The organism is Microvirga sp. Mcv34, from assembly GCF_024519725.1.
Taxonomy (GTDB): Bacteria; Pseudomonadota; Alphaproteobacteria; order Rhizobiales; family Beijerinckiaceae; genus Microvirga.
Genome location: NZ_JALJRK010000058.1, coordinates 1 through 19,165, shown reverse-complemented (window position 1 = coordinate 19,165; position 19,165 = coordinate 1). Strand labels below are relative to the sequence as shown.

Genomic DNA, 19,165 nt, shown 5'->3' with positions numbered 1-19,165 from the left:
TCGTTACAGAGCTCCCGCTCCCGGCCAGCACGGCACAGCCGCAGTTTCGTTGCAAAATAGTGCAAAAATTTGCATTTGCGCGAGGATTGCAACTCCCGTCCCTCTGCGCAACAAATTCATGCAACGAGAAAAGGTGGGAGGATATGACGAGAGTGAGCCTCAGCCGACGTCCGCGCCAGACGGACATCGCCCGCTTCGCCGGTGTCTCGGTGAGCACCGTTTCCCGCGTTCTCGCGAATGAGCCCGGCATCAGCACGAATGTACGCGATCAAGTGATCCGGATCGCATCGGAGCTCGGCTACAGCATCCGTCCGGTCCCGGCCGTCCAGCCGCAGAACCAGCGGTCGGTGGCGCTGATCCCTGTCGATCAGGCGACCGGGGGCCTCGGTGTGTTCTACGAGGGCATTCTCGGCGGCCTGCGAGGCGCCGCCGCCCGTACGGGCGGCACGCTCCTGCCGCGCCTCGTCCGCTCCGCGTCCCTCAAGGTCTCCGAGCTGGAGCAGACCCTGTCGGAAACCGACGCTACGGGGGTTTTCCTGGTCGGCATCGACCCGCCGGAGGACCTGTGCGCCTGGCTCCTCGATGCCAAGCTGCCGACCGTCTGGGTGAACGGCAACGACCCGAACCTGCAGTTCGATTGCGTGTCCCCGGCCAATTTCTACGGCGCCCGGCTGGCGACCCAGCATCTCATCGATGCAGGGCACCGGCGGATTCTCCACTTCACCATGTCCCACCGCCATACCATCCGCGAGCGCGTCCGTGGCTTCGAGGCGGCGGCGGCGCGCAGCGGCGTGACCACGCGCATCGTCCAGCTGCCGCCCGGCTCCCGGACGAGCTCCGACGCGTGCGAGGCCATGGAGGCGATCCTGCTAGAGGATCAAGGCTTTACCGCTGTGTTCTGCATGAACGACATGATGGCCGTCGGCGTCATGGAAGCGCTCACCAATCACCATCTGTCCATCCCGCAGGACTTCGCCGTGATGGGCTTCGACGACCTGCCCTGCGCGGCCATGACCATGCCGCGCCTGACCACGATGCATGTGGACCGCGAGGCGATCGGCCAGGAGGCCTATTACCTCATGCAGCGGCGGATCGCCGACCCGAGCGCCGATCCCCGCAAGGTGGAGCTGGCTGTCCGGCTGGTCGAAGGGGCGACCGTGCAGGCCGCTTCCAAGCGTTCCGAAGGCGAGGAGATCCGGGCATGACCTATGCGGCCGCCTACCCCAATCCCCTCACTGGCAACCCTCTCAGGACACGAGGTGACGTCGAGAAGGCGCTGCTGGATCTCTTTAACCCGCTCCTGCCCGCTTTCTCGGAAGGCGGGGCCCGGGTGGGCCTCAGCGCCACGGCGGCCCATTTCGACCAGGCGGCCGCAGATCTGGAAGGATTCGCGCGGCCGCTCTGGGGTTTGGCACCCTACGCGGCGGGCGGCGGCGACTTCGCCCATTGGCCGCTCTACGCGAAAGGCCTCGCCAACGGGACGGACCCGGAGCATCCCGAATACTGGGGCAAGGTCACCGACCGCGACCAGAGGATGGTGGAGCTGGCAGCCCTGGGCTTCGCGCTGCGCCTCGTTCCCCAGCATCTCTGGGAGCCCCTGGACGAGCGGGCGAAGCGGAACGTCGCGACCTATCTGCTGGAGGCCCGGCCGCATGAATTCGCCGGCAACAACTGGAAATTCTTCCGGGTCATGATCGATCTCGGCCTGGAACAGGTCGGCGTCGAGTTCGACCGGACCATCACCGAGCAGTATCTCCAGGAGCTGGAATCCTTCTATCTCGGCGACGGCTGGTACCGCGACGGCAACGTGCCCCGCGTGGACCATTACATCCCCTTCGCGATGCATTTCTACGGGCTGATCTATGCGGCCCTGGCGACATCCGACGAGGAGCGCAAGCGCCGGTTCCGGGACTGGGCGAGCCTGTTCGCGCCCAACATCCGGCACTGGTTCGCCGATGACGGCGGCGCCCTCGTGTTTGGCCGCAGCATGACCTATCGCTTTGCCTGCGCGGGTTTCTGGGCCGCCCTGGCCTTCGCCGACGAGGAGGCCCTGCCCTGGGGTGAGGTGAAGGGCTATTACCTCCGGCACCTGCGCTGGTGGGCGAAGCTCCCCATCACGGACAGGAGCGGCGTGCTCACGGTCGGGTTCGGCTATGCCAACCTGCTCATGTCGGAAAACTACAACTCGGCAGGCTCACCCTACTGGGCCTTCAAGGCCTTCCTGCCCCTGGCCCTGCCGGCCTCGCACCCTTTCTGGACGGCCGAGGAAGTGGCCGCTCCGGTGTTCTCCGAGCCGTCGCCGCAGCCGGAGCCGGGCATGGTGACAATGCAGACGCCCGGGAACGTGATCGCGCTATCGTCCGGTCAGGAAAACCTGCAGATGCGGTTCGGCAGCGAGAAATACGCCAAGTTTGTCTATTCCTCCCGCTATGCCTTCAGCGTCGAGAGCGACGAACGGATCTTCGAGGGTGCCGCCCTGGACGGGATGCTCGGTTTCAGCGACGACGGTCGCCATTTCCGGGTGCGGGAGACCAACGAGGAGGCCCGCATTGCCGGAAATGTCCTCTATGCCCGCTGGAATCCCTGGGCCGACGTGGAGGTGGAGACCTGGCTTCTGCCCGCCTCCCCATGGCACGTCCGCGTCCACCGGATCAGGACGCCGCGCCGCTTGAGCACCGCCGAAGGGGGGTTCGCGATCCCCCGCGCCGATGCCTACCGGAAGCTGGAGCGGGTCGACGAACGTAACGGAAGCGCCCTGGTGATCGGCGCGGAGCATTTCAGCGGCATCGCGGATCTAGGCTCCGCGGTCGAGCGCCGTGGCATCGCGCTGAAAGCTCCTCCCAATACGAACCTTCTCTACCCGAAGACTTTCGTGCCGCAGCTGCGGGGCGATATTCCAAGCGGCGAAACGGTTCTGATGACGGCCGTCGTAGCGTTGACCACTCGGTTCGACGTGGCAGGCATCTGGAAGGACCTTCCACCCACTCCGGCAATCGAGGACCTGGAAGCTGTCATAGCACGAGACGGCCGGAGGGTCGGCGCCCTGGCCTGGAGAATGGGCGAATGACGGGCCCGCGAAACATAGTCTTCGCCATGGACCCTGTCCGTACGGAAGGTGTCCTGACCCCGCCCCTGCTCGACCGGCTGGCCCGTTCAGGGACCATCCTGTCCCCGGAGCCGCTCCAGACGTTTACGCAAGGGCAGGCGCCAGACCTCCTCCGGCGGACGGAGATCCTGGTCACCGGCTGGGGCTGCCCAGCCATCGGGCGAGACATTCTTGAGCGGGCCCCAAACCTGCGCCTGATCGCCCACGCGGCCGGGACGGTCAAAGGATTCCTGTCCGCTGACGTGATCGAGGCCGGGATCGCGGTCACGCACGCGGCCGAGGCCAATGCGATCCCGGTGGCCGAGTTCACGCTGGCGGCGATCCTCTTCGCCAACAAGCAGGTGTTCCGCTTCCGCGACATCTACTGCGCGGATCGCAACCGCTCGCGCACATTCCCCATGACCGCGCAGCCGCTCGGCAATTTCAACCGCACCATCGGCATCGTCGGTGCGTCGCGCATCGGGCGGCGCGTGATCGAATTCCTGAAGCCCTTCGCGTTCCGCGTCCTGCTTCACGATCCCTACGTAGATGCGCGCGAGGCGGCGGCGCTCGGCGTGGAAAGCGTTTCGCTCGACGAGTTGATGCGCTGCTCCGACGTGGTGTCACTGCACGCGCCCGCCCTGCCCTCGACACAGGGGATGATCACGCGCCGGCATCTCGCGCTCATGCGCGACGGCGCCACGTTCATCAACACGGCGCGCGGCATCATCGTCGCGCAGGACGATCTCATCGACGAGCTGCGCACGGGCCGCATCGACGCGATCATCGACGTCACCCATCCGGAAGTGCCGGAGGAAGCTTCCGCGCTCTACGACCTGCCGAACGTGTTTCTCACGCCCCACATCGCCGGCGCCATCGGCAACGAGCGCGAGCGGCTCGGCGAGTACATCGTCGAGGAGATCGAGCGCTACATGGAGGGCCGCCCCCTGCGCTCCGCCATCACGGCGGCCGCGTTGGAGACCATGGCATGACGTCGTTCCGGCCTGGCCTCTGCTCCGTCACCTTCCGCAACCTCGCGCCGAGGACCATCGTCAGGCTGGCGGCCGAATGCGGCATCGAAGGGATCGAATGGGGAGGCGACGTCCATGTTCCTCCCGGTCAGCTCGACTTTGCTCGCCATGTTCGACGTCTCACCGAGAACGCCGGTCTCGCCGTCACATCCTACGGCTCCTACATCGCGCCGCCGAGCGACGATGAAGATGCCTTCGCAACCGTGCTCGACACCGCGCAGGCGCTCGGGGCGCCGAACATCCGCATCTGGCCGGGGTCGCGCAACCGGGATTCCGCCACCTATACGGCGGACGAGCGCCGGCACACCGCGTCGCTGATCCGCCGCATGGCCCGGCGGGCGGCGGATTCCTCCGTCACGCTCGGCCTCGAATACCATCCCAATTCGCTCACGGACGATCTCGCGTCGGCGCAAAGTCTCATGGCGGAGATCGACGATTCGAACGTCTTTCTCTACTGGCAGCCGCGCCCCGGCCTGCCGCTCAAGGAAGCGCTCGACGAGCTTCGCGCCATCGGCCACGAGACGTCCCATGTGCATGTCTTCGCGTGGGACCGCGAGAAGACGCGCTACCCGCTCTCGGATCAGCCGGCCTATTGGAGCACGCTCCTGAGCGAGGCTCCGGCGACACGCTGGCCGGGGGAGCGTTTCGCCATGCTGGAATTCGTGCGGGACGACAGCCCCGAGCAGTTCCGGGCCGACGCCGCCGTGTTTCATCGGATGTTGGAAGAGATCAGGGCACGTCCATCCGGCGCGGCCTGATCTCTATAACGACAATCGACGAGGAGCGTGCTTCTCGCTCCCTCGCCGAAGAACGGGTTGAGAAGCGAATGGGAGGAAGCCATGAAGACTGAACTCGATCGTCGTACCTTGCTGAAATCCGCCCTGGCGCTGGGCGGCGCCGCAGCCGTCAACGCACCCGGCCTGAGCTGGGCGCAGGGCGAAGGCGGACGGCTGCGCGCGACCTGGTGGGGATCGCCCGACCGCGCGCGTCGCACCACCGATGTAGGCAAGCTCTTCACCGAGCGCACCGGCATCGAGGTGGCGGGCGAGCCCGTCGGCGCGGATTACTGGGCGAAGATCGGCACCCAGATGGCCGGGCGCAACATTGCCGACGTGTTCCAGCTCGAGCCGAACAGCCTCGCCGATTACGCCGGGCGCGGCGCCGCGAAACCGATGGACGACTTCGTCGGCAAGCAGCTCGACATCTCGTCGTTCGGCGACAAGATGGTCGATCTCTGCCGGGCGAACGGCAAGCTGTGGGGCGTGGCCCTCGGCCTCAACTCGTTCTCGCTCTTCTACGACCAGACGGTATTCGAGAAGGCCGGCATCAAGCCGCCGACCCACGAGACCACCTGGAAGCAGTTCGCCGACATGGCGGTCGATCTCACCAAGGCGGTGGGCCGTCCCGATTACTGGGGCGCGCCCTACGGCGCCCGCTATCACTACGTGTTCGACGTATGGCTGCGCCAGCGCGACAAGCGTCTGTTCACGGAGGATGCCAAGCTCGGCTTCACCGTGGACGATGCGAAGGAGTGGTTCAGCTACTGGGAGGACCTGCGCAAGCGCAACGGCTGCGTTCCCGCCGATGTACAGACCCTCGACCAGTCTCAGATCGAACGCAACGCGCTTGCGCTCGGCAAGTCGGCCATGGGCCTCACCTATTCGAACCAGCTCATCGGCTACCAGCTTCTCACCAAGAACAAGCTCGGGATCACCATGGTGCCGACGAACGGCCCGGGGACGAAATCCGGCCATTACTATCGGCCGGCCCTGATCTGGAGCATCGGTTCGACGAGCAAGCAGGCCGACAAGGCTGCGGCCTTCATCAGCTTCTTCGTCAACGACGTCGAAGCCGGCAAGATCCTCGGCGTCGAGCGCGGGGTGCCCATGTCGCCCAAGGTGCGCGAGGCGATCCTGCCGAACCTCAACGAAGTCGAGCGCGCGACGGTCGACTACGTCAACCTCGTGGCCGACAAAGTGAGCGACTACCCGCCGCCGGTTCCTGTGGGCGCCGTCGAGTTCGACAACAACGTCATGCGCAAGGTCGCCGACCAGGTCGCCTTCGGCCAGATGTCCATCAGCGACGCGGCGCAGCGCCTGCTTGAGGACGGGAACGCCGTTCTGCGGAAGGTGAATTAAGAGAGCGGAACGGCGATACCCCGTTGTCATTCCGGGGCGCGCCTTCGGCGCGAACCCGGAACCCATAGCCACGACGCATCAAGAACGAGCGAGCAGCGTCACGCCTCCTTCTGCATAGACGGCGGCTATGGGTTCCGGGTTCCGCTACGCGGCCCCGGAATGACAGGGAGTGCCGTCACTCCCGCCTCTCCTCAACCCGCCCCTCCGCCGCCCCGCAGAGTTCGTAGACGCGGAGTTTCGCTTCAAAACCCTTTGGCTGGATCGTGTCGACGAAGCGGAACGCGAAACGGTCGTCGGCGTGTTCGCGGACGGCGTCGCTGACCAGGATGTCTGTGCCGTAATCCTTGTTGAGCGGCTCCAGCCGCGCCGCCAGGTTCACTGCCGCGCCGAGGACCGTGTAGGCCATGCGGTCGGAGGATCCGATGGTGCCGACGACCGCTTCGCCGGTGTGGAGGCCATAGCGGGTGCGATAGGCGGGCCAGCCTTCCTGTTCGAATTCTTCGTTCAGTTTCCGGTTGGCCTCCCGACAGGCTAGGACGGCCGCGCAGGCGCGGACGACGTGGTCGGGATCGTCCGCCGGAGCGTTCCAGATCGCCATGACCGCATCGCCGACGAATTTGTCGACCGTGCCGCCATGCTCCATGATCACCGCCGAGAGCGCCGCGAGATAGCGCGAGGTCTGAAGCATCACGCGCTCGGGATCGGCCTTCTCGGTGATATGCGTGAACCCGGCGATGTCGGTAAAAAGGATCGTGACCACGCGGCGGGAGCCGCCGAGGCGAAGGCCATCGCCGGTCGCGAGGAGCTGCTGGACCAGACGCTTCGGAACGAAGGTCGCGAAGGTCCGCACCACGGTGCGCATGGTGGAGACCGACCGCCCGAGATCGTCGATCTCGCGGATCATCGATCGGACATCCCGCCACGGCCCATCGGTGTCGAAGCGCTGGATGCGATCCGTCTCAGCCGCGAGCGCCTTCATCGAGCGGGAGAGCAGCAGGCCGATCCCGCCGATGACCGGCAGGGACGCGAGAACGAAGCCGAGCGCCAGGAGAACCAGGTTCCGTCGGCTCTCCTCGATCTCCGCGAAGAATTCGTCGAGCGGCGCCACGACGGCGAGGCGGAGGCCGGAGGAACCGGAGGTCCCGATCGGCCGGAAGGCCGCCACATAGGTGCGCCCGTCGGCGTCGTCGAAGATCTGCTGCGGCGAGCCGCCCCGTTCCCACGCGCTCAGGGGCTGTGCGATGTCGACGGGAAGCATGCGGTCGAGCGGCGGCAGGTCGAGCGAAGCATTCGCCCCTTGGACCTTCAGGAATTCCGACATGTGCGGATGCGCGACCACCTTGCCGCTGTCGTCGAAGAGAAACACGATTCCGGATTGCCCGAGCTTCTGGGCGCGCAGAAAGGCTTCGGCATCGATGAGCAAGATGTCACCGGCGGCGATCCCGCCCCGTCCCTGGGTGAACGGCACGCGCACCGTATAGCCGATCAGGCTGGCCAGATCGAAGACGTAAGGCTCCGTGACGGCGCCGGCGCCCGGCTTGAACGCATCCTGGTACCAGGGCCGCTCGCGCGGATCGTAATCGGCATCGCCCTGCTCTTGGGCCAGAACCTTCAGGTCGGAGGACAGGTAGGTGGTGAAGCGTCGTCTCTCCGTGCCGTCTTTCGGCGTGTCGATGACGCTGAGCCGGAACATCGTCTCCGCCGGCGGCTTGAGCAGCGCCCGCAACGCCGGTCCCGCACGGTCGATCATGTCGAGCTCGACGAAGGCGCCGTCGGCATAGCCGACATAGAGATTGTAGAGCTGCTCGTGCCGGCGCAGCAGCGCGGCCAGGATCGCGGTGAGTTCCGGATTGTCCTGGATCGCGCCCGTCTCAACCGGCTTGAGCTGGCGCAGCACGGCCAGAATGTCGAACACGTCCTTGAACTGACCGTCCACCCGGTCGGTCGTCTGGTCGGCGACGCGGTCGATGAAGGACAGGGCGGCCGAACGGGTGATCGACCGGGCGCTCTCGAAGCTCAGGAAGACCAGGGACAGGCCGACGGCCAGAACCACCGCCACGAAAAGCGCCGTGATCGAGGGTTGATAGCCGATCCGAACCCGCATGCGCCCGCCTTCCTGTCGCCCGATCCCAGAGTTACCCGGGATCATCCATGGAAGACAAGGGTGGCGCCGATTCCATACCCCGCCATTGTCGCTGACACGTGGCGGAGCGCGTGACACACTGCTCAGGCTGGAGAGACGGACCATGGCACAGAACGTGACGGTCTATTTCGCGACGAACCGCATGCCGCTCACCGATGGGACGGGCGAGACGATCGTCGATTTCGGCTCGGAGCCCGGCCCCATCGACGGCACGGCGGTGCGGTTCGGCTCGGCGCAGGCCAGCGTCACGGCGACGAATTCGAGCTTCGTCGCGGGCTCGCTCTACGTGGCGCCCGAGCAGCTCATCGGGCCGAGCATCCAGCGCGGCAGCCGAGACATCTTCGAGAAGCTGCGGCAGGACATGCAGGAGGGCGGGCGTCCGACCCTGGTGGTGATCCACGGCTTCTCGAACACTTTCAAGGACGCCATCGAGCGGGCTGCCAGCATCCTCGTTTTCTACGGCCTCGACGCCAACGTGTTCGCCTTCACCTGGCCGTCCATCGGCTCGCCGCTGCCGACGCCCCTGCCCTACAACGACTACTTCCACGACCGCGGCACGGCGCGCGGCTCCGGCGTGGCGATCGCGCGCACGATGCGCATCCTCTACGACTTCATCGACAGCCTGCCGCGCCGGGATTTCTGCCGCCAGCCGCTGCATCTCATCTGCCACAGCATGGGCAATTACGCGTTCCGCTATGCCGTGCAGGCCCTGATGCAGGTGCCCCAGGGCGAGCCACGCGAATATGTCCGCACGGCCGATGCGCCCGCCGCGAACGCGGAGGAGCGGCCCTTCCCGGCCCTCGTGGCGCTTCCGACCGAAGCGCCCGATCCCAACCGCCTGCGCCGCACCTTCGACCAGATGGTGCTGGCCGCCGCCGACGAGGACGAGGACGCGTTCGAGGACGTGAAGGAGATGCGCTACCTGCCGCGCCTCGGCAACCGCGTCACCGTCTACCACACGCAGAAGGACTGGATCCTGTCCACCTTGAGCTCGGTGACCAAGTTCAACGGGCCGCGTCTGGGGGTGAACGGGCCGGAGAACATGGCGATCATCAGCGACAAGGTCGCGGCCGTGGACGTAAGCGACGCCATCGACCCGCGCCACGATTTCCAGAGCCATCAATATTACCGGCTCTTCCCGGCCGTGCGCGACGACATCGTGGCTGTCCTGTCCGGCGAGCGCCAGGACAAGATCGCCAACCGCGAGCGAACTGACACGCAGCGCTACAGCCTCAAGGCGCCCGCGCGGACCACACGGCGGAGGGGGCGGTAGGGGCCATAGAAACCCAAGTGCTCTTTAGTGTCGGCACATGACCCTCTGACCTCATCCTGAGGAGCCTGCGCAGCAGGCGTCTCGAAGGATCGTCCAGAGTGAACGGGAGGCGCCCTCGTCCTTCGAGATGCTTCGCTCCTCAGGATGAGGGCTTAGGGTGTTCGCAACCACGCGCTTGATCTGCCTCAATCCCTGGACACCATCTCGTGCCACCATTCCCTATTCGCCCTCTGCGGCGTACGATGTTGCAACCAACGTCATGGAGCGCAGACCGCCATGAGCGGCATCCTGGCCAGGATCCTCGGAGTGTTCGGTTGCCTTCTGGCGCTGTCCGCCGCGCTTCCGGCCCGGGCCGATCCCTTCTTCGTCAAGGTCTATGGGCGAACCTACAGGATCGATCCCCGCGCGCCGCCCGACGACAAAGGCCCCAAGCCGCAGGACGCCCTGAAGGCCCTTCCGGCCGATCTGGCGAAAGGTCCCACTGTGCGACCCTCGCACGAGGAGGTGCTGGCGGAGGTCGAGGAACGGCTCTGGATCGCCAGCAACCAGCTCGACGCGAAGCTGGACGACGCGGTCAAGACCCGCGACCGGCGCAACGTGGGGTCGGACACGAAATCCGCCAGGAAGGAGATCACGGACCAGCTCGAAGCGGGAACCGGCCAAGGCCGCTCGCCGGAGCTTCAGACGCTCTACGACCGCTCCCGGGCGCTGAACATCCTCGCGCGGGAACTGCGCCGGTCCCTCGACCTGCCGGTCAGGACGCCGGATTCCGGCTTCTCGCGTCCGAAGCTGACGCCCGATATCGAGGCGAGCTACCGAGCCCAGAAATTCGACGCTTACGCGGCCTATTACGGCTTCCGGCGCGTGAAGGCCGCCTTTCGGTCGGGCGATATCGAACTTATCGCCCGCGTGACCGATTATCCCCTGGCGATCACCGGCAAGGTCAGGCGCACCCTGCGCAACCGCGAGCAGCTGGTCGCCGCGAAGGCGACCGTCCTGAACGCCGCCGTTCGGGATGCGGTCGCCAAAGCGACGTTCGAGAGCGTGTTCGTGCGGGACAAGGGTATGATGGTCGGCGACGGTGCCGTTTGGATCACGCCGGACAAGACCGGCTTCGGCCTGGGAACCGTCAACCTGGACTGAGCGTTACGAAGCTTGACCATTATGCCTCAACTTGGCCGGGATGATGCGCCAGCATCTGGTCCGGTCCAACCGATCCGGAAGGGAAAACGAATGATCAGAGGCCGGCACTATACGATCGCCGCTTTCACCGCCCTGGCATCGCTCGTCGGGATGGCCCACACGGCACAGGCCGCGCAATGCGGCAACAGCGCGGCCGGCTTCGAGAACTGGAAGCGGGAATTCTCGCAGGAGGCGAAAGCCAACGGCGTCGGCCAGACGGCGATCTCCGCCCTCATGAACACGGACTACGCGACCGCCACCATCCGGGCCGATCGGGGCCAGAAGAGCTTCCGCCTCTCGCTCGACCAGTTCATGGCCAAGCGCGGCGCACCGGTGATCGTCTCGCGCGGGCGTTCGCTCAAGCAATCGAACGCGTCCCTCTTCGCGTCCCTGGAGCAGCGCTACGGCGTCCCGCCCGGCCCACTGATCGCCATCTGGGGCATGGAGACGGCCTTCGGGACCCAGCGTGGCAACCAGAACACGCTCTCGGCGGTGGCGACCCTCGCCTATGATTGCCGTCGGTCGGAATTCTTCACCGACCAGCTCTACGCGGCCCTGGAGCTGATCGACCGCGGCGTCCTCACGGGCAGCACGCGCGGCTCCATGCACGGCGAGATCGGCCAGACCCAGTTCATGCCCAAGAACATCCTGCAATACGGCCGGGGCGGCAATCTCGACAACACCGCCGACGCCCTGGAGGCGACGGCCAACTTCCTGAAAGCGCACGGCTGGCGCGCCGGCGCCGGATACCAGCCGGGCGAGCCCAATTTCAGGGCGATCCAGGCCTGGAACGCCGCATCGGTCTACCAGCAGGCCATCGCGCTGATCGGGCAACAGATCGACGGCAACGCGCGCCGCTCCGCCGAGCGGTAACATCGCTCATCCCGGCGCCTCGTGCGGACCCGCACGGCGCGCCGGGACACGGCCTCACACGTAACGGACGCCCAGCTCCTGGAAGCCCCGGCGCACGACCTGGCAATTGCGTGCGATGTCGTCGCCTTCGACGGTGAGCACGAAACGGTCTGGAACATCGACCGTCGCGACGCTGATCTTCGCGCCGGTTTCGGACATGTTCAGCACCATGCATGCGATGTCCTGAGCCTTGCCCGAGTGAGCGGAGAGCCGGATCCGCGCCGGGCGGCTCACCCGCGTGCGCTCGTTCGCACGGCGCTCTTCCACGCCCACGACCCATTCGTCCAGGCTGCGCGCGATGCCCGCTACGCCGCCGGCGGCGATCTTGATGTTGCGCGAGACCTCGGTCGTCACCGCGCTCTGCCGCTCGATGGCGTCCGCCGTCTCGACGATGAAGCCACGCACCTCGTTGACGGCCGCGCTGATCGAGGCGAGCGCCTGTTCCACGTCGCCCGAAACAGTCTGCATGGACAGGATCTCGCCCGAGATGCGCGCGGTCGCCTGCGCGGCCTGGTTGGCGAGGTTCTTCACCTCGCTCGCCACCACGGCGAAGCCCCGCCCCGCATCGCCCGCACGCGCTGCCTCGATGGTGGCGTTCAGCGCCAGGAGGTTGATCTTCTCGGCGATCACGGTGATCGCCTGCACGACGCCGTCCATGGCCTGCGCGGCTTCGCGCAATTTGGCCGTCGACGCGTCGGCGCCCTGCGTCCGCACATGGATCTCGTCGACGGCGCTGCGCGATTCCTGCATCCGCCCCGAGATCGCTCCCGCGGTGACGTTCATGCCCTCGGCGGCCGTCGCGATCGCCTGGACATTGCCGAGGGTCTGTTCGGCGGTCTGGATCGCCTCGCCGCGCACATTCATGCTGCGGGTGATATCGGTCGCGAACTTGACCACCTTGAACGGCCGCCCGTCCGCATCAAGCACGGGGTTGTAGTTGCCCTGTATCCAAACCTCGCGCCCGCCCTTCGCGACGCGCTGGTAGACGGCCGCCGAATACCGGCCAGCGCGCAGCGTTTCCCAGAAGCCCGCATATTCTGCGCTCGCCGCATAATTGTTTGAGACGAACATGCGATGATGCCGTCCCCGGACCTCGTCCAGGGTGTAGCCCATCGTGTCGAGGAAGTTCTGGTTGGCGTCCATGATGACACCGTCCATGTCGAAATGAATAACCGCCTGGGAGCGGCTCATGGCGGCGACCTGGGCGGCCGCCTCGGCCGCCTTTCGCTTCGCCTCCGTGATGTCTGAGGCGTATTTTACGATCTTGAACACCCGGCCGCTGTCGTCGAAGATCGGATTGTAGCTCGCCTGCAACCACACCTCGCGGCCGTCGCGCGCGGTGCGTTTGAACTCGCCCGACAGGTACTCGCCGCGATTGAGCTTGCGCCAGAGTTCCCCATACTCCGAACCGGCGGCATAGTCCGCCGAGACGAACATGCGGTGATGCTTGCCCTTCACGTCGTCGAGCGTGTAGCCCATGGTCTGGAGGAACAGGTCGTTCGCGTCCGTGATCGTGCCGTCGAGCGCGAAATGGATCACGGCCTGCGAGCGGTTGATCGCGGAGATCTGGCCGGAGAGATCCGCCTGGCGAAGCCTCTGGGCCGTGATGTCCGTGGCGAAGGCGACGATCTGCTCGACCACGCCGTTCCGGTCGACGACGGGCACGTAGCTCGCCTGCAGCCAGATGGCGCTCCCATCCTTGCAGAGGCGCCTGAATTCCGCCGATTGGCGATGTCCCTGCCGCAGTTCCTGCCAGAACCGACCATAGGACGGGGTTTCGGCATCCTTCGGATCGACGAGGACGCGGTGATGCCGGCCGCGCATCTCCTCGAGCCGATACCCGACCAGCGCCAGAAAACCGTCGTTCGCCTCCAGGATATGGCCGTGAGGGTCGAGCCTAATCGTCGCAAACGTCGCGTCGAGCGCCCTAACCTTCGCGTTGGTTGAGCTGAACGGACGTAGACCGAAAGGCATCGGAGACTCCTGAAACGGAAGACCTCTCATGTCACGACGTGCCTAAAAAGATCTTAAGCCAAGCTTCGGCTGGCCATTTTTTCTTATTCTGCCTTGCACTACTTTGGCAGGCATGAGGAACCGGGCGAGCTGCGCTGACTTCTCTCACTGAAGGATCATCCGCGGGAGGTTGTCATGAGCACCTCAATGGCGTGGGAACACGAACTTCAGTCCTGGCTCGAACCCTTCCTCACCCCTCTTCATCATCCGGCCCGGCGGCGCATGTGCCCGCTCTATATCGCTGGCCTGATCGGGCCGGGTGAGCGCAAGAGCCTGCAGCCGATGGCGGCGCGCGTGGCGCCCGCCGACTATGACCAGTTGCATCACTTCGTAGCCGTGGGCCCGTGGGACGAGGCGCCGCTCGAAGCTGAACTCCTGGCTCAGGCCAACCGGCTGGTGGGCGGGCCCGACGCCATCCTAGTGATCGACGACACGGCGCTGCTCAAGAAGGGCACCCATTCCGTTGGTGTCGCCTCACAATATGCCGGGGTGGTGGGCAAGCAGGCGAATTGTCAGTGCCTGGTCTCGCTCACCCTCGCCAAGGGCGAGGTGCCGGTCCCGCTCGTGCTGCGGCTGTTCCTGCCTGACACCTGGATCCAGGATCCCGAGCGCCTGCACCACGCCGGCGTGCCCGAAGCGCTCTGGACGCAGCGCTCGAAGCCCGCGATCGCGCTGGCGGAACTCCAGCGCCTGCTGCAAGGGGGCGTCAGCTTCGGAGCCGTGCTGGCGGATGCCGGCTATGGCATCAGCGGGCCTTTCCGCCAGGCGCTCTCGGCGCTCGGACTGCTGTGGGCGGTGGGCACCGTGCGCATTCAGAAGGTCTATCCGGCCGATGTGCAGATGATCACGCCCCCACCATCACGCGGCCGCTCCCGCACACGACAGATCCCGGATCAGGAGGCGGTGACGGCTGAGGCCCTCTTGGCGCAGGCGTCCTGGCGCCGCATCACGTGGCGGCGCGGAACCAAGGGGCCGCTGCAGGCGAAGTTTGCGGCTGTACGCGTGCGGGTCGCCGACGGGCCTGCGGTTTACCTGCGCGGGCACGCCAATCAACATCTGCCAGGCGATGAGGTCTGGCTGGTGGGCGAGCACCGCTCGTCGGGTGAGCGCAAATATTACCTGTCCAACCTGCCACCGGACACGCCATTGAAGCAGCTGGCCTCTCTCATCAAAGCCCGGTGGGTGTGCGAGCAGGCGCACCAGCAGCTCAAGGAAGAGCTCGGGCTCGATCACTTCGAGGGCCGCTCGTGGCGCGGGTTGCACCGGCATGCCTTGCTGACCCTGATCGCCTATCTGTTCCTGCAGCATCTGCGCCTGCGGGCAGCCACAGGGGGAAAAAAGAAAAGCCAGCGGACCACCACCGCAACCCAGCTTGCCGGCCATCCGGCGCCGGCTGCTTGATCGCCTGATGCACGCCATGCGCCTGCGATGTCCAATCTGCCGGGCTCGCTTCACCCTTGGCTCGCTTATGAAAGTGCCAAAGTAGTGCTTGTGGTTGTTTCATAAGGCGCGTGAGCCCTCGATCAGCCTGACTTTTCAAGCGCAGATCCACAGCGCCACACTTCATAGGCTGGCGCCCACATTCCCACCCTTGATGTCTCCCCACGAGGAGGGAAAGGCGTGTGCGCCCGTTGCGTCGGGATTGACAGGGAGGCGGTTGAGCGGGGTATCGGTTGGCGTGCCGTATGAAGGCGCTACGGGAGGAACAGGATGGTCAAGAAAATCGGCTCAAAGGCCTGGCGGGTCCAGGCGTCGGAGGACGGCACGATTATCGCCTTGGGCGTCCGAACCGACACGGACCGGGAATACGAGGTTCTCCTCAGCGCGGTGGATTCCACGCCCATCGTGACGGACCTGCTCGGCGAGATGGTGAGGACCCACAAGGGCAAGACGCCCCGGGTGTTCGCCGAGAATGCCGGACCGAACCATTTCAAGAGCGTGCCCGTCGAGCCGTTGAACACGCGAATCGAAAGCGGTGGCGGGAAGCCCTTCCTCGTGCTGGATTTCGGCGGAACGGTCCTGAAGATCGCCATCGATCCCGCTCAACTCCAACGGGACTTGAGCGGGCTTTAGAGCTGTTTCCATTGACATGGAATCAGCTCTCTTTCTTGTTTGACCGCATTGTTTGACGGTGAACCGGATCCACTCCACCGAAAAATGCTTCAGAAGCAGTCGCCGACAACAGGAGGCGGCTTACGACTTGTCCTTCGACGGCAGGATCGATCCGACGATGCCGCGTGCCGTGTTCGCCAGCACGCTTCCCGTATCCGGATCACCCTTGACGAGAGCTCCCATGAAATGGCGCGCCTGCTTGAGGGTGATGTGCGGCGGCAGCGGCGGCACGTTGGGATCGGTCACCATGTCGAGCACGAAGGGCCGGTCCGCCGCGAGCGCCCTGTCCCAGGCGGGACCGATCTGCTCCGGATCCTCGACGCGTAGGCCGTCGAGGCCGATGGACTTGGCGAACTCCGCATAGGGCACGTCGGGCAGCGCCTGCGACGATTCCCACTTGGGATCACCGGACTGCACCCTCTCCTCCCAGGTGACGTAGGCGAGATCGCGGTTGTTGAGCACCATGACGACGAGGCGCGGATCGGTCCAGCGGTCGCGGTATTTCGCGATGGTGATCAGTTCCGCGAGCCCGTTCATCTGCATGGCGCCGTCGCCGACGAGCGCGATCACCGGCCGGTCGGGATGGGCGAATTTCGCCGCGATGGCATAGGGCACCGCGCATCCCATGGTGGCCAGGGTTCCGGAGACGGAGCCCATCATCCCGCGCCGGAAGGCGAGATCGCGCGCATACCACACGGTCGTGGTGCCGCTGTCGGCGGTGACGATGCAGCGATCCGGCAGGCGCGGCGACAACTCCGTGGCGACCCGCTGCGGGTTGATCGGCCGGGCGGGCGCCGCCGCCGTACCCTCGAGCTGCTTGCGTGAACCGGCGATGTTCGCCTCGATCGTGTTGCGCCAGGAGCGGTCGGTCTTCTCGTCGAGGAACGGAAGCAGGGCCGCCAGTGTGGCGGCCGCGTCGCCTACGATATTGACCTCCATGGGATAGCGCAGGCCGAGCATGCCCGCATCGAGATCGATCTGCACGCCCCGGGCCTGGCCTTCCTTCGGCAGGAACTCCGTGTAGGGGAAGCTCGATCCGACCATCAGCAGCGTATCGCATTCCATCATCAGGTCCCAACTCGCCTTCGTGCCCAGAAGGCCGATGGAACCCGTGCAGAACGGCAGGTCGTCGGGCACGGCGGCCTTGCCGAGAAGCGCCTTGGCAACACCGGCGCCGAGGCGTTCCGCGACGGCGATGACTTCGTCCGTCGCCCCGAGCGCCCCTGCGCCGACCAGGATGGCGACCCGCTCGCCCGCATTCAGCACTTCCGCGGCTCGGCCCAGCGCCGCCGCATCCGGCACGACGGGCGACATCTCGATGCCGATTCCCGAATGGGTCATCCCGTGCTCTCGCGCGGGCTGGACCATCGGCTCGGCCTGGAGGTCGTTGGGGAGGATCACGCAGGTGACCCGCCGCTCCGCCTTGGCGATCCGGTAGGCTCGGTCGATCAGGTGCCGGACCTGTTCGGGCGTCGAGGCTGTCTCCACATAGGCGCCAGCCACATCCTTGAAGAGCGTCTGCAGGTCGAGGTCCTGCTGGTAGTGAGCCCCGATGGCCGTGCGGGCCTGCTGCCCGACAAGGGCCAGGACCGGCTGGTGATCGAGCTTGGCGTCGTAGAGTCCGTTCAGGAGGTGGATGGCCCCGGGCCCCGAAGTTGCGATGCAGATTCCGACCTCGCCCGTGAACTTGGCCTCCGCGCAGGCCATCAGACCGGCCATCTCTTCGTGCCGCGCTTGGACGAACTCGATGGAATCCTCCACGCGGGCCAGTGCGCCGATCAGGCCGCCAATGCCGTCGCCCGGATAGCCGTAGACCCGGCGTACCCCCCATTCCTGCAAGCGCTGCCATATGAAATCGGCCACAGTCTCTGCCATAACGGGCTCCTTGTCTGGGATCACCCGTTCAACACATGCGGCTCCGGCGCGGTTGCATCGCTATGAACCCGCGATGTGAGTCGAAGACCGCAAATCTCCTGCCAATGCATCGTCTGCAGGAAGCTTTCCATCCATGATGGAGAATTATGTTTCCTCGGCCGGAACCTGGCCAGGCTGCTCGTCAACATTCCCCTCTTCGACCACCAGCGAGAGGGACATTCGCACGACAACACTCCCGTCCTCATCCCTGACACTGACCACGAAACTGCGGTAATTGCCATCAGGGAGAGCCTCCTTTGCCATCTCCGGTAAGGCCTTCTGGGCCTCGTTCTTGGCAGCCTCCAGATTTGCGAACTCCAGCCCAGATTCATCAGCCAAGAAGCGTTCGCCATTATAAGTGTCGAAGAAAAAGCGCGGCATCAATAACCCTCAGAAGCATGTGGATATAAATGAGGGAGCGTTTGCTTTGTTCATTCGCTCTACCGATAAGCCCACCCACACCTGGATACCATCGATGCTCTTTACTCCTAGCCGGCTTATCGTTCAGGCTGCTCAGGAGCGCCGCACGATGTGCAAGCGCCACCTAGTACACGGCCCGCGACTAAGGTAGGAGACCACAGCTCAGCGATCCTCGCCACCGGACAGGAACTCCAACGTGTTTGCCGTGCCCCAGCACCCCTCGAACGAAGCCGAACGGCTCGATGTCCTCTTTTCCTGCGGGATACTCGACACGGCTCCCGACGAACGGTTCGACCGCATCACGCGCCTGGCTGCACAATTCTATAAGGCCGATGCCGCCTTTATCGGCTTCGTGGACGACCGTTATCAGTGGATGAAGTCAGTCCAGGGAATGGACGTAGCCCCTTGGATCGAGCGTGACCGCTCTGTCTGCCAGCTCGTGATCTCGTCGGGAGCGCCTCTCGTCATCGGAGACATGCAGGCAGATCCAAGACTCGACGGGCATCCGCTCGTCCCCCACCTGCCCTTTCGGTTCTACGCCGGTGTGCCGCTCGTGACGGATGATGGCGCCGCCGTCGCGTCGCTGTGCATCCTCAAGCGCGAGCCGCAGGACACGGACGGGTTCAACCTGTCCCCCTTGGAGGATCTCGGGGCGATTGCCATGGACGAGCTCGAACTCTGGCGGCTGAACCGGGAACTCGAACGGGCTTCCACGACGGACGGTCTGACCGGCCTGGCGAACCGGCGAGCCTTCGACGCCGCCCTCGACCAGGCGTGGCGGCGGCTCCAGCGCACGCGGGAGCCCCTGTCCCTCCTTCTCATGGACCTCGATTTCTTCAAGATCCTCAACGACCGGGCCGGCCATCCGGCGGGCGACGAGGCCCTCCGGCAATTCGGCCAGATCCTGTCGGACGCGATCAGCCGGCCGGACGATTTCCCGGC

The 19,165-nt window shown here is 65.5% G+C and carries 15 protein-coding genes; 11 read left to right on the top strand and 4 right to left on the bottom strand.

The window, feature by feature from the left end:
• Positions 1–143 precede the first annotated feature (143 nt).
• From OC446_RS22380 to OC446_RS22360, 5 genes are all read left to right on the top strand, one after another.
• On the top strand, positions 144–1,205 hold the full coding sequence (locus OC446_RS22380) for a LacI family DNA-binding transcriptional regulator (RefSeq protein WP_262031227.1): 1,062 nt from the start codon (positions 144–146) through the stop codon (positions 1,203–1,205).
• Positions 1,202–3,067, top strand: a complete 1,866-nt coding sequence (locus OC446_RS22375; protein ID WP_262031226.1) for a DUF2264 domain-containing protein — start codon at positions 1,202–1,204, stop codon at positions 3,065–3,067. Before OC446_RS22380 ends, OC446_RS22375 begins: the two co-directional genes overlap by 4 nt.
• Positions 3,064–4,077 (top strand): hydroxyacid dehydrogenase, encoded by a 1,014-nt coding sequence (locus OC446_RS22370; RefSeq protein ID WP_262031225.1) that lies wholly within the window; start codon positions 3,064–3,066, stop codon positions 4,075–4,077. Before OC446_RS22375 ends, OC446_RS22370 begins: the two co-directional genes overlap by 4 nt.
• Complete coding sequence (locus OC446_RS22365; protein WP_262031224.1) at positions 4,074–4,874, top strand: sugar phosphate isomerase/epimerase family protein; 801 nt, start codon at positions 4,074–4,076, stop codon at positions 4,872–4,874. Before OC446_RS22370 ends, OC446_RS22365 begins: the two co-directional genes overlap by 4 nt.
• Before the next feature lie 81 nt (positions 4,875–4,955).
• Positions 4,956–6,254, top strand: a complete 1,299-nt coding sequence (locus OC446_RS22360; RefSeq protein ID WP_262031223.1) for an ABC transporter substrate-binding protein — start codon at positions 4,956–4,958, stop codon at positions 6,252–6,254.
• Positions 6,255–6,429: 175 nt separating this feature from the next.
• Here OC446_RS22360 and OC446_RS22355 read toward each other — a convergent pair whose 3' ends face one another.
• On the bottom strand, positions 6,430–8,358 hold the full coding sequence (locus OC446_RS22355) for an adenylate/guanylate cyclase domain-containing protein (protein ID WP_262031222.1): 1,929 nt from the start codon (positions 8,356–8,358) through the stop codon (positions 6,430–6,432).
• Between the two features lie 142 nt (positions 8,359–8,500).
• Here OC446_RS22355 and OC446_RS22350 point away from each other — a divergent pair, with 142 nt between their 5' ends.
• The 3 genes from OC446_RS22350 (at position 8,501) to OC446_RS22340 (ending at position 11,725) form a co-directional block, all read left to right on the top strand.
• Positions 8,501–9,670 carry an alpha/beta fold hydrolase gene (locus tag OC446_RS22350; RefSeq protein WP_262031221.1) on the top strand — a complete coding sequence of 390 codons (1,170 nt, stop codon included), beginning with the start codon at positions 8,501–8,503 and terminating at the stop codon, positions 9,668–9,670.
• A 276-nt stretch (positions 9,671–9,946) separates the two neighbouring features.
• On the top strand, positions 9,947–10,813 hold the full coding sequence (locus OC446_RS22345) for a hypothetical protein (RefSeq protein ID WP_262031220.1): 867 nt from the start codon (positions 9,947–9,949) through the stop codon (positions 10,811–10,813).
• 90 nt (positions 10,814–10,903) lie between these two features.
• A complete protein-coding gene (locus OC446_RS22340) occupies positions 10,904–11,725 on the top strand; it encodes a lytic transglycosylase domain-containing protein (RefSeq protein WP_262031219.1) in 822 nt (273 codons plus the stop codon).
• 54 nt (positions 11,726–11,779) lie between these two features.
• On the opposite strand, the gene OC446_RS22335 is transcribed toward OC446_RS22340, so the two are convergent.
• Positions 11,780–13,738 (bottom strand): PAS domain S-box protein, encoded by a 1,959-nt coding sequence (locus OC446_RS22335; protein WP_262031218.1) that lies wholly within the window; start codon positions 13,736–13,738, stop codon positions 11,780–11,782.
• 174 nt (positions 13,739–13,912) lie between these two features.
• Between OC446_RS22335 and OC446_RS22330 the strand changes: the two genes are divergently transcribed.
• Together OC446_RS22330 and OC446_RS22325 are read left to right on the top strand one after the other, a co-directional pair.
• Entirely contained in the window at positions 13,913–15,178 is a 1,266-nt protein-coding gene (locus tag OC446_RS22330; protein ID WP_262031217.1) for an IS701 family transposase, read from the top strand.
• 309 nt (positions 15,179–15,487) lie between these two features.
• Positions 15,488–15,850: a hypothetical protein gene (locus OC446_RS22325; RefSeq protein ID WP_262031216.1), complete on the top strand. Its 363-nt coding sequence runs from the start codon at positions 15,488–15,490 to the stop codon at positions 15,848–15,850.
• A 120-nt stretch (positions 15,851–15,970) separates the two neighbouring features.
• Here OC446_RS22325 and OC446_RS22320 read toward each other — a convergent pair whose 3' ends face one another.
• Positions 15,971–17,764, bottom strand: a complete 1,794-nt coding sequence (locus tag OC446_RS22320; RefSeq protein WP_262031215.1) for a thiamine pyrophosphate-requiring protein — start codon at positions 17,762–17,764, stop codon at positions 15,971–15,973.
• Between the two features lie 144 nt (positions 17,765–17,908).
• Entirely contained in the window at positions 17,909–18,184 is a 276-nt protein-coding gene (locus OC446_RS22315; RefSeq protein WP_262031214.1) for a DUF6894 family protein, read from the bottom strand.
• Positions 18,185–18,419: 235 nt separating this feature from the next.
• Here OC446_RS22315 and OC446_RS22310 point away from each other — a divergent pair.
• The coding region (locus OC446_RS22310) for a diguanylate cyclase domain-containing protein (protein ID WP_262031213.1) at positions 18,420–19,165 on the top strand (746 nt) is incomplete at its 3' end.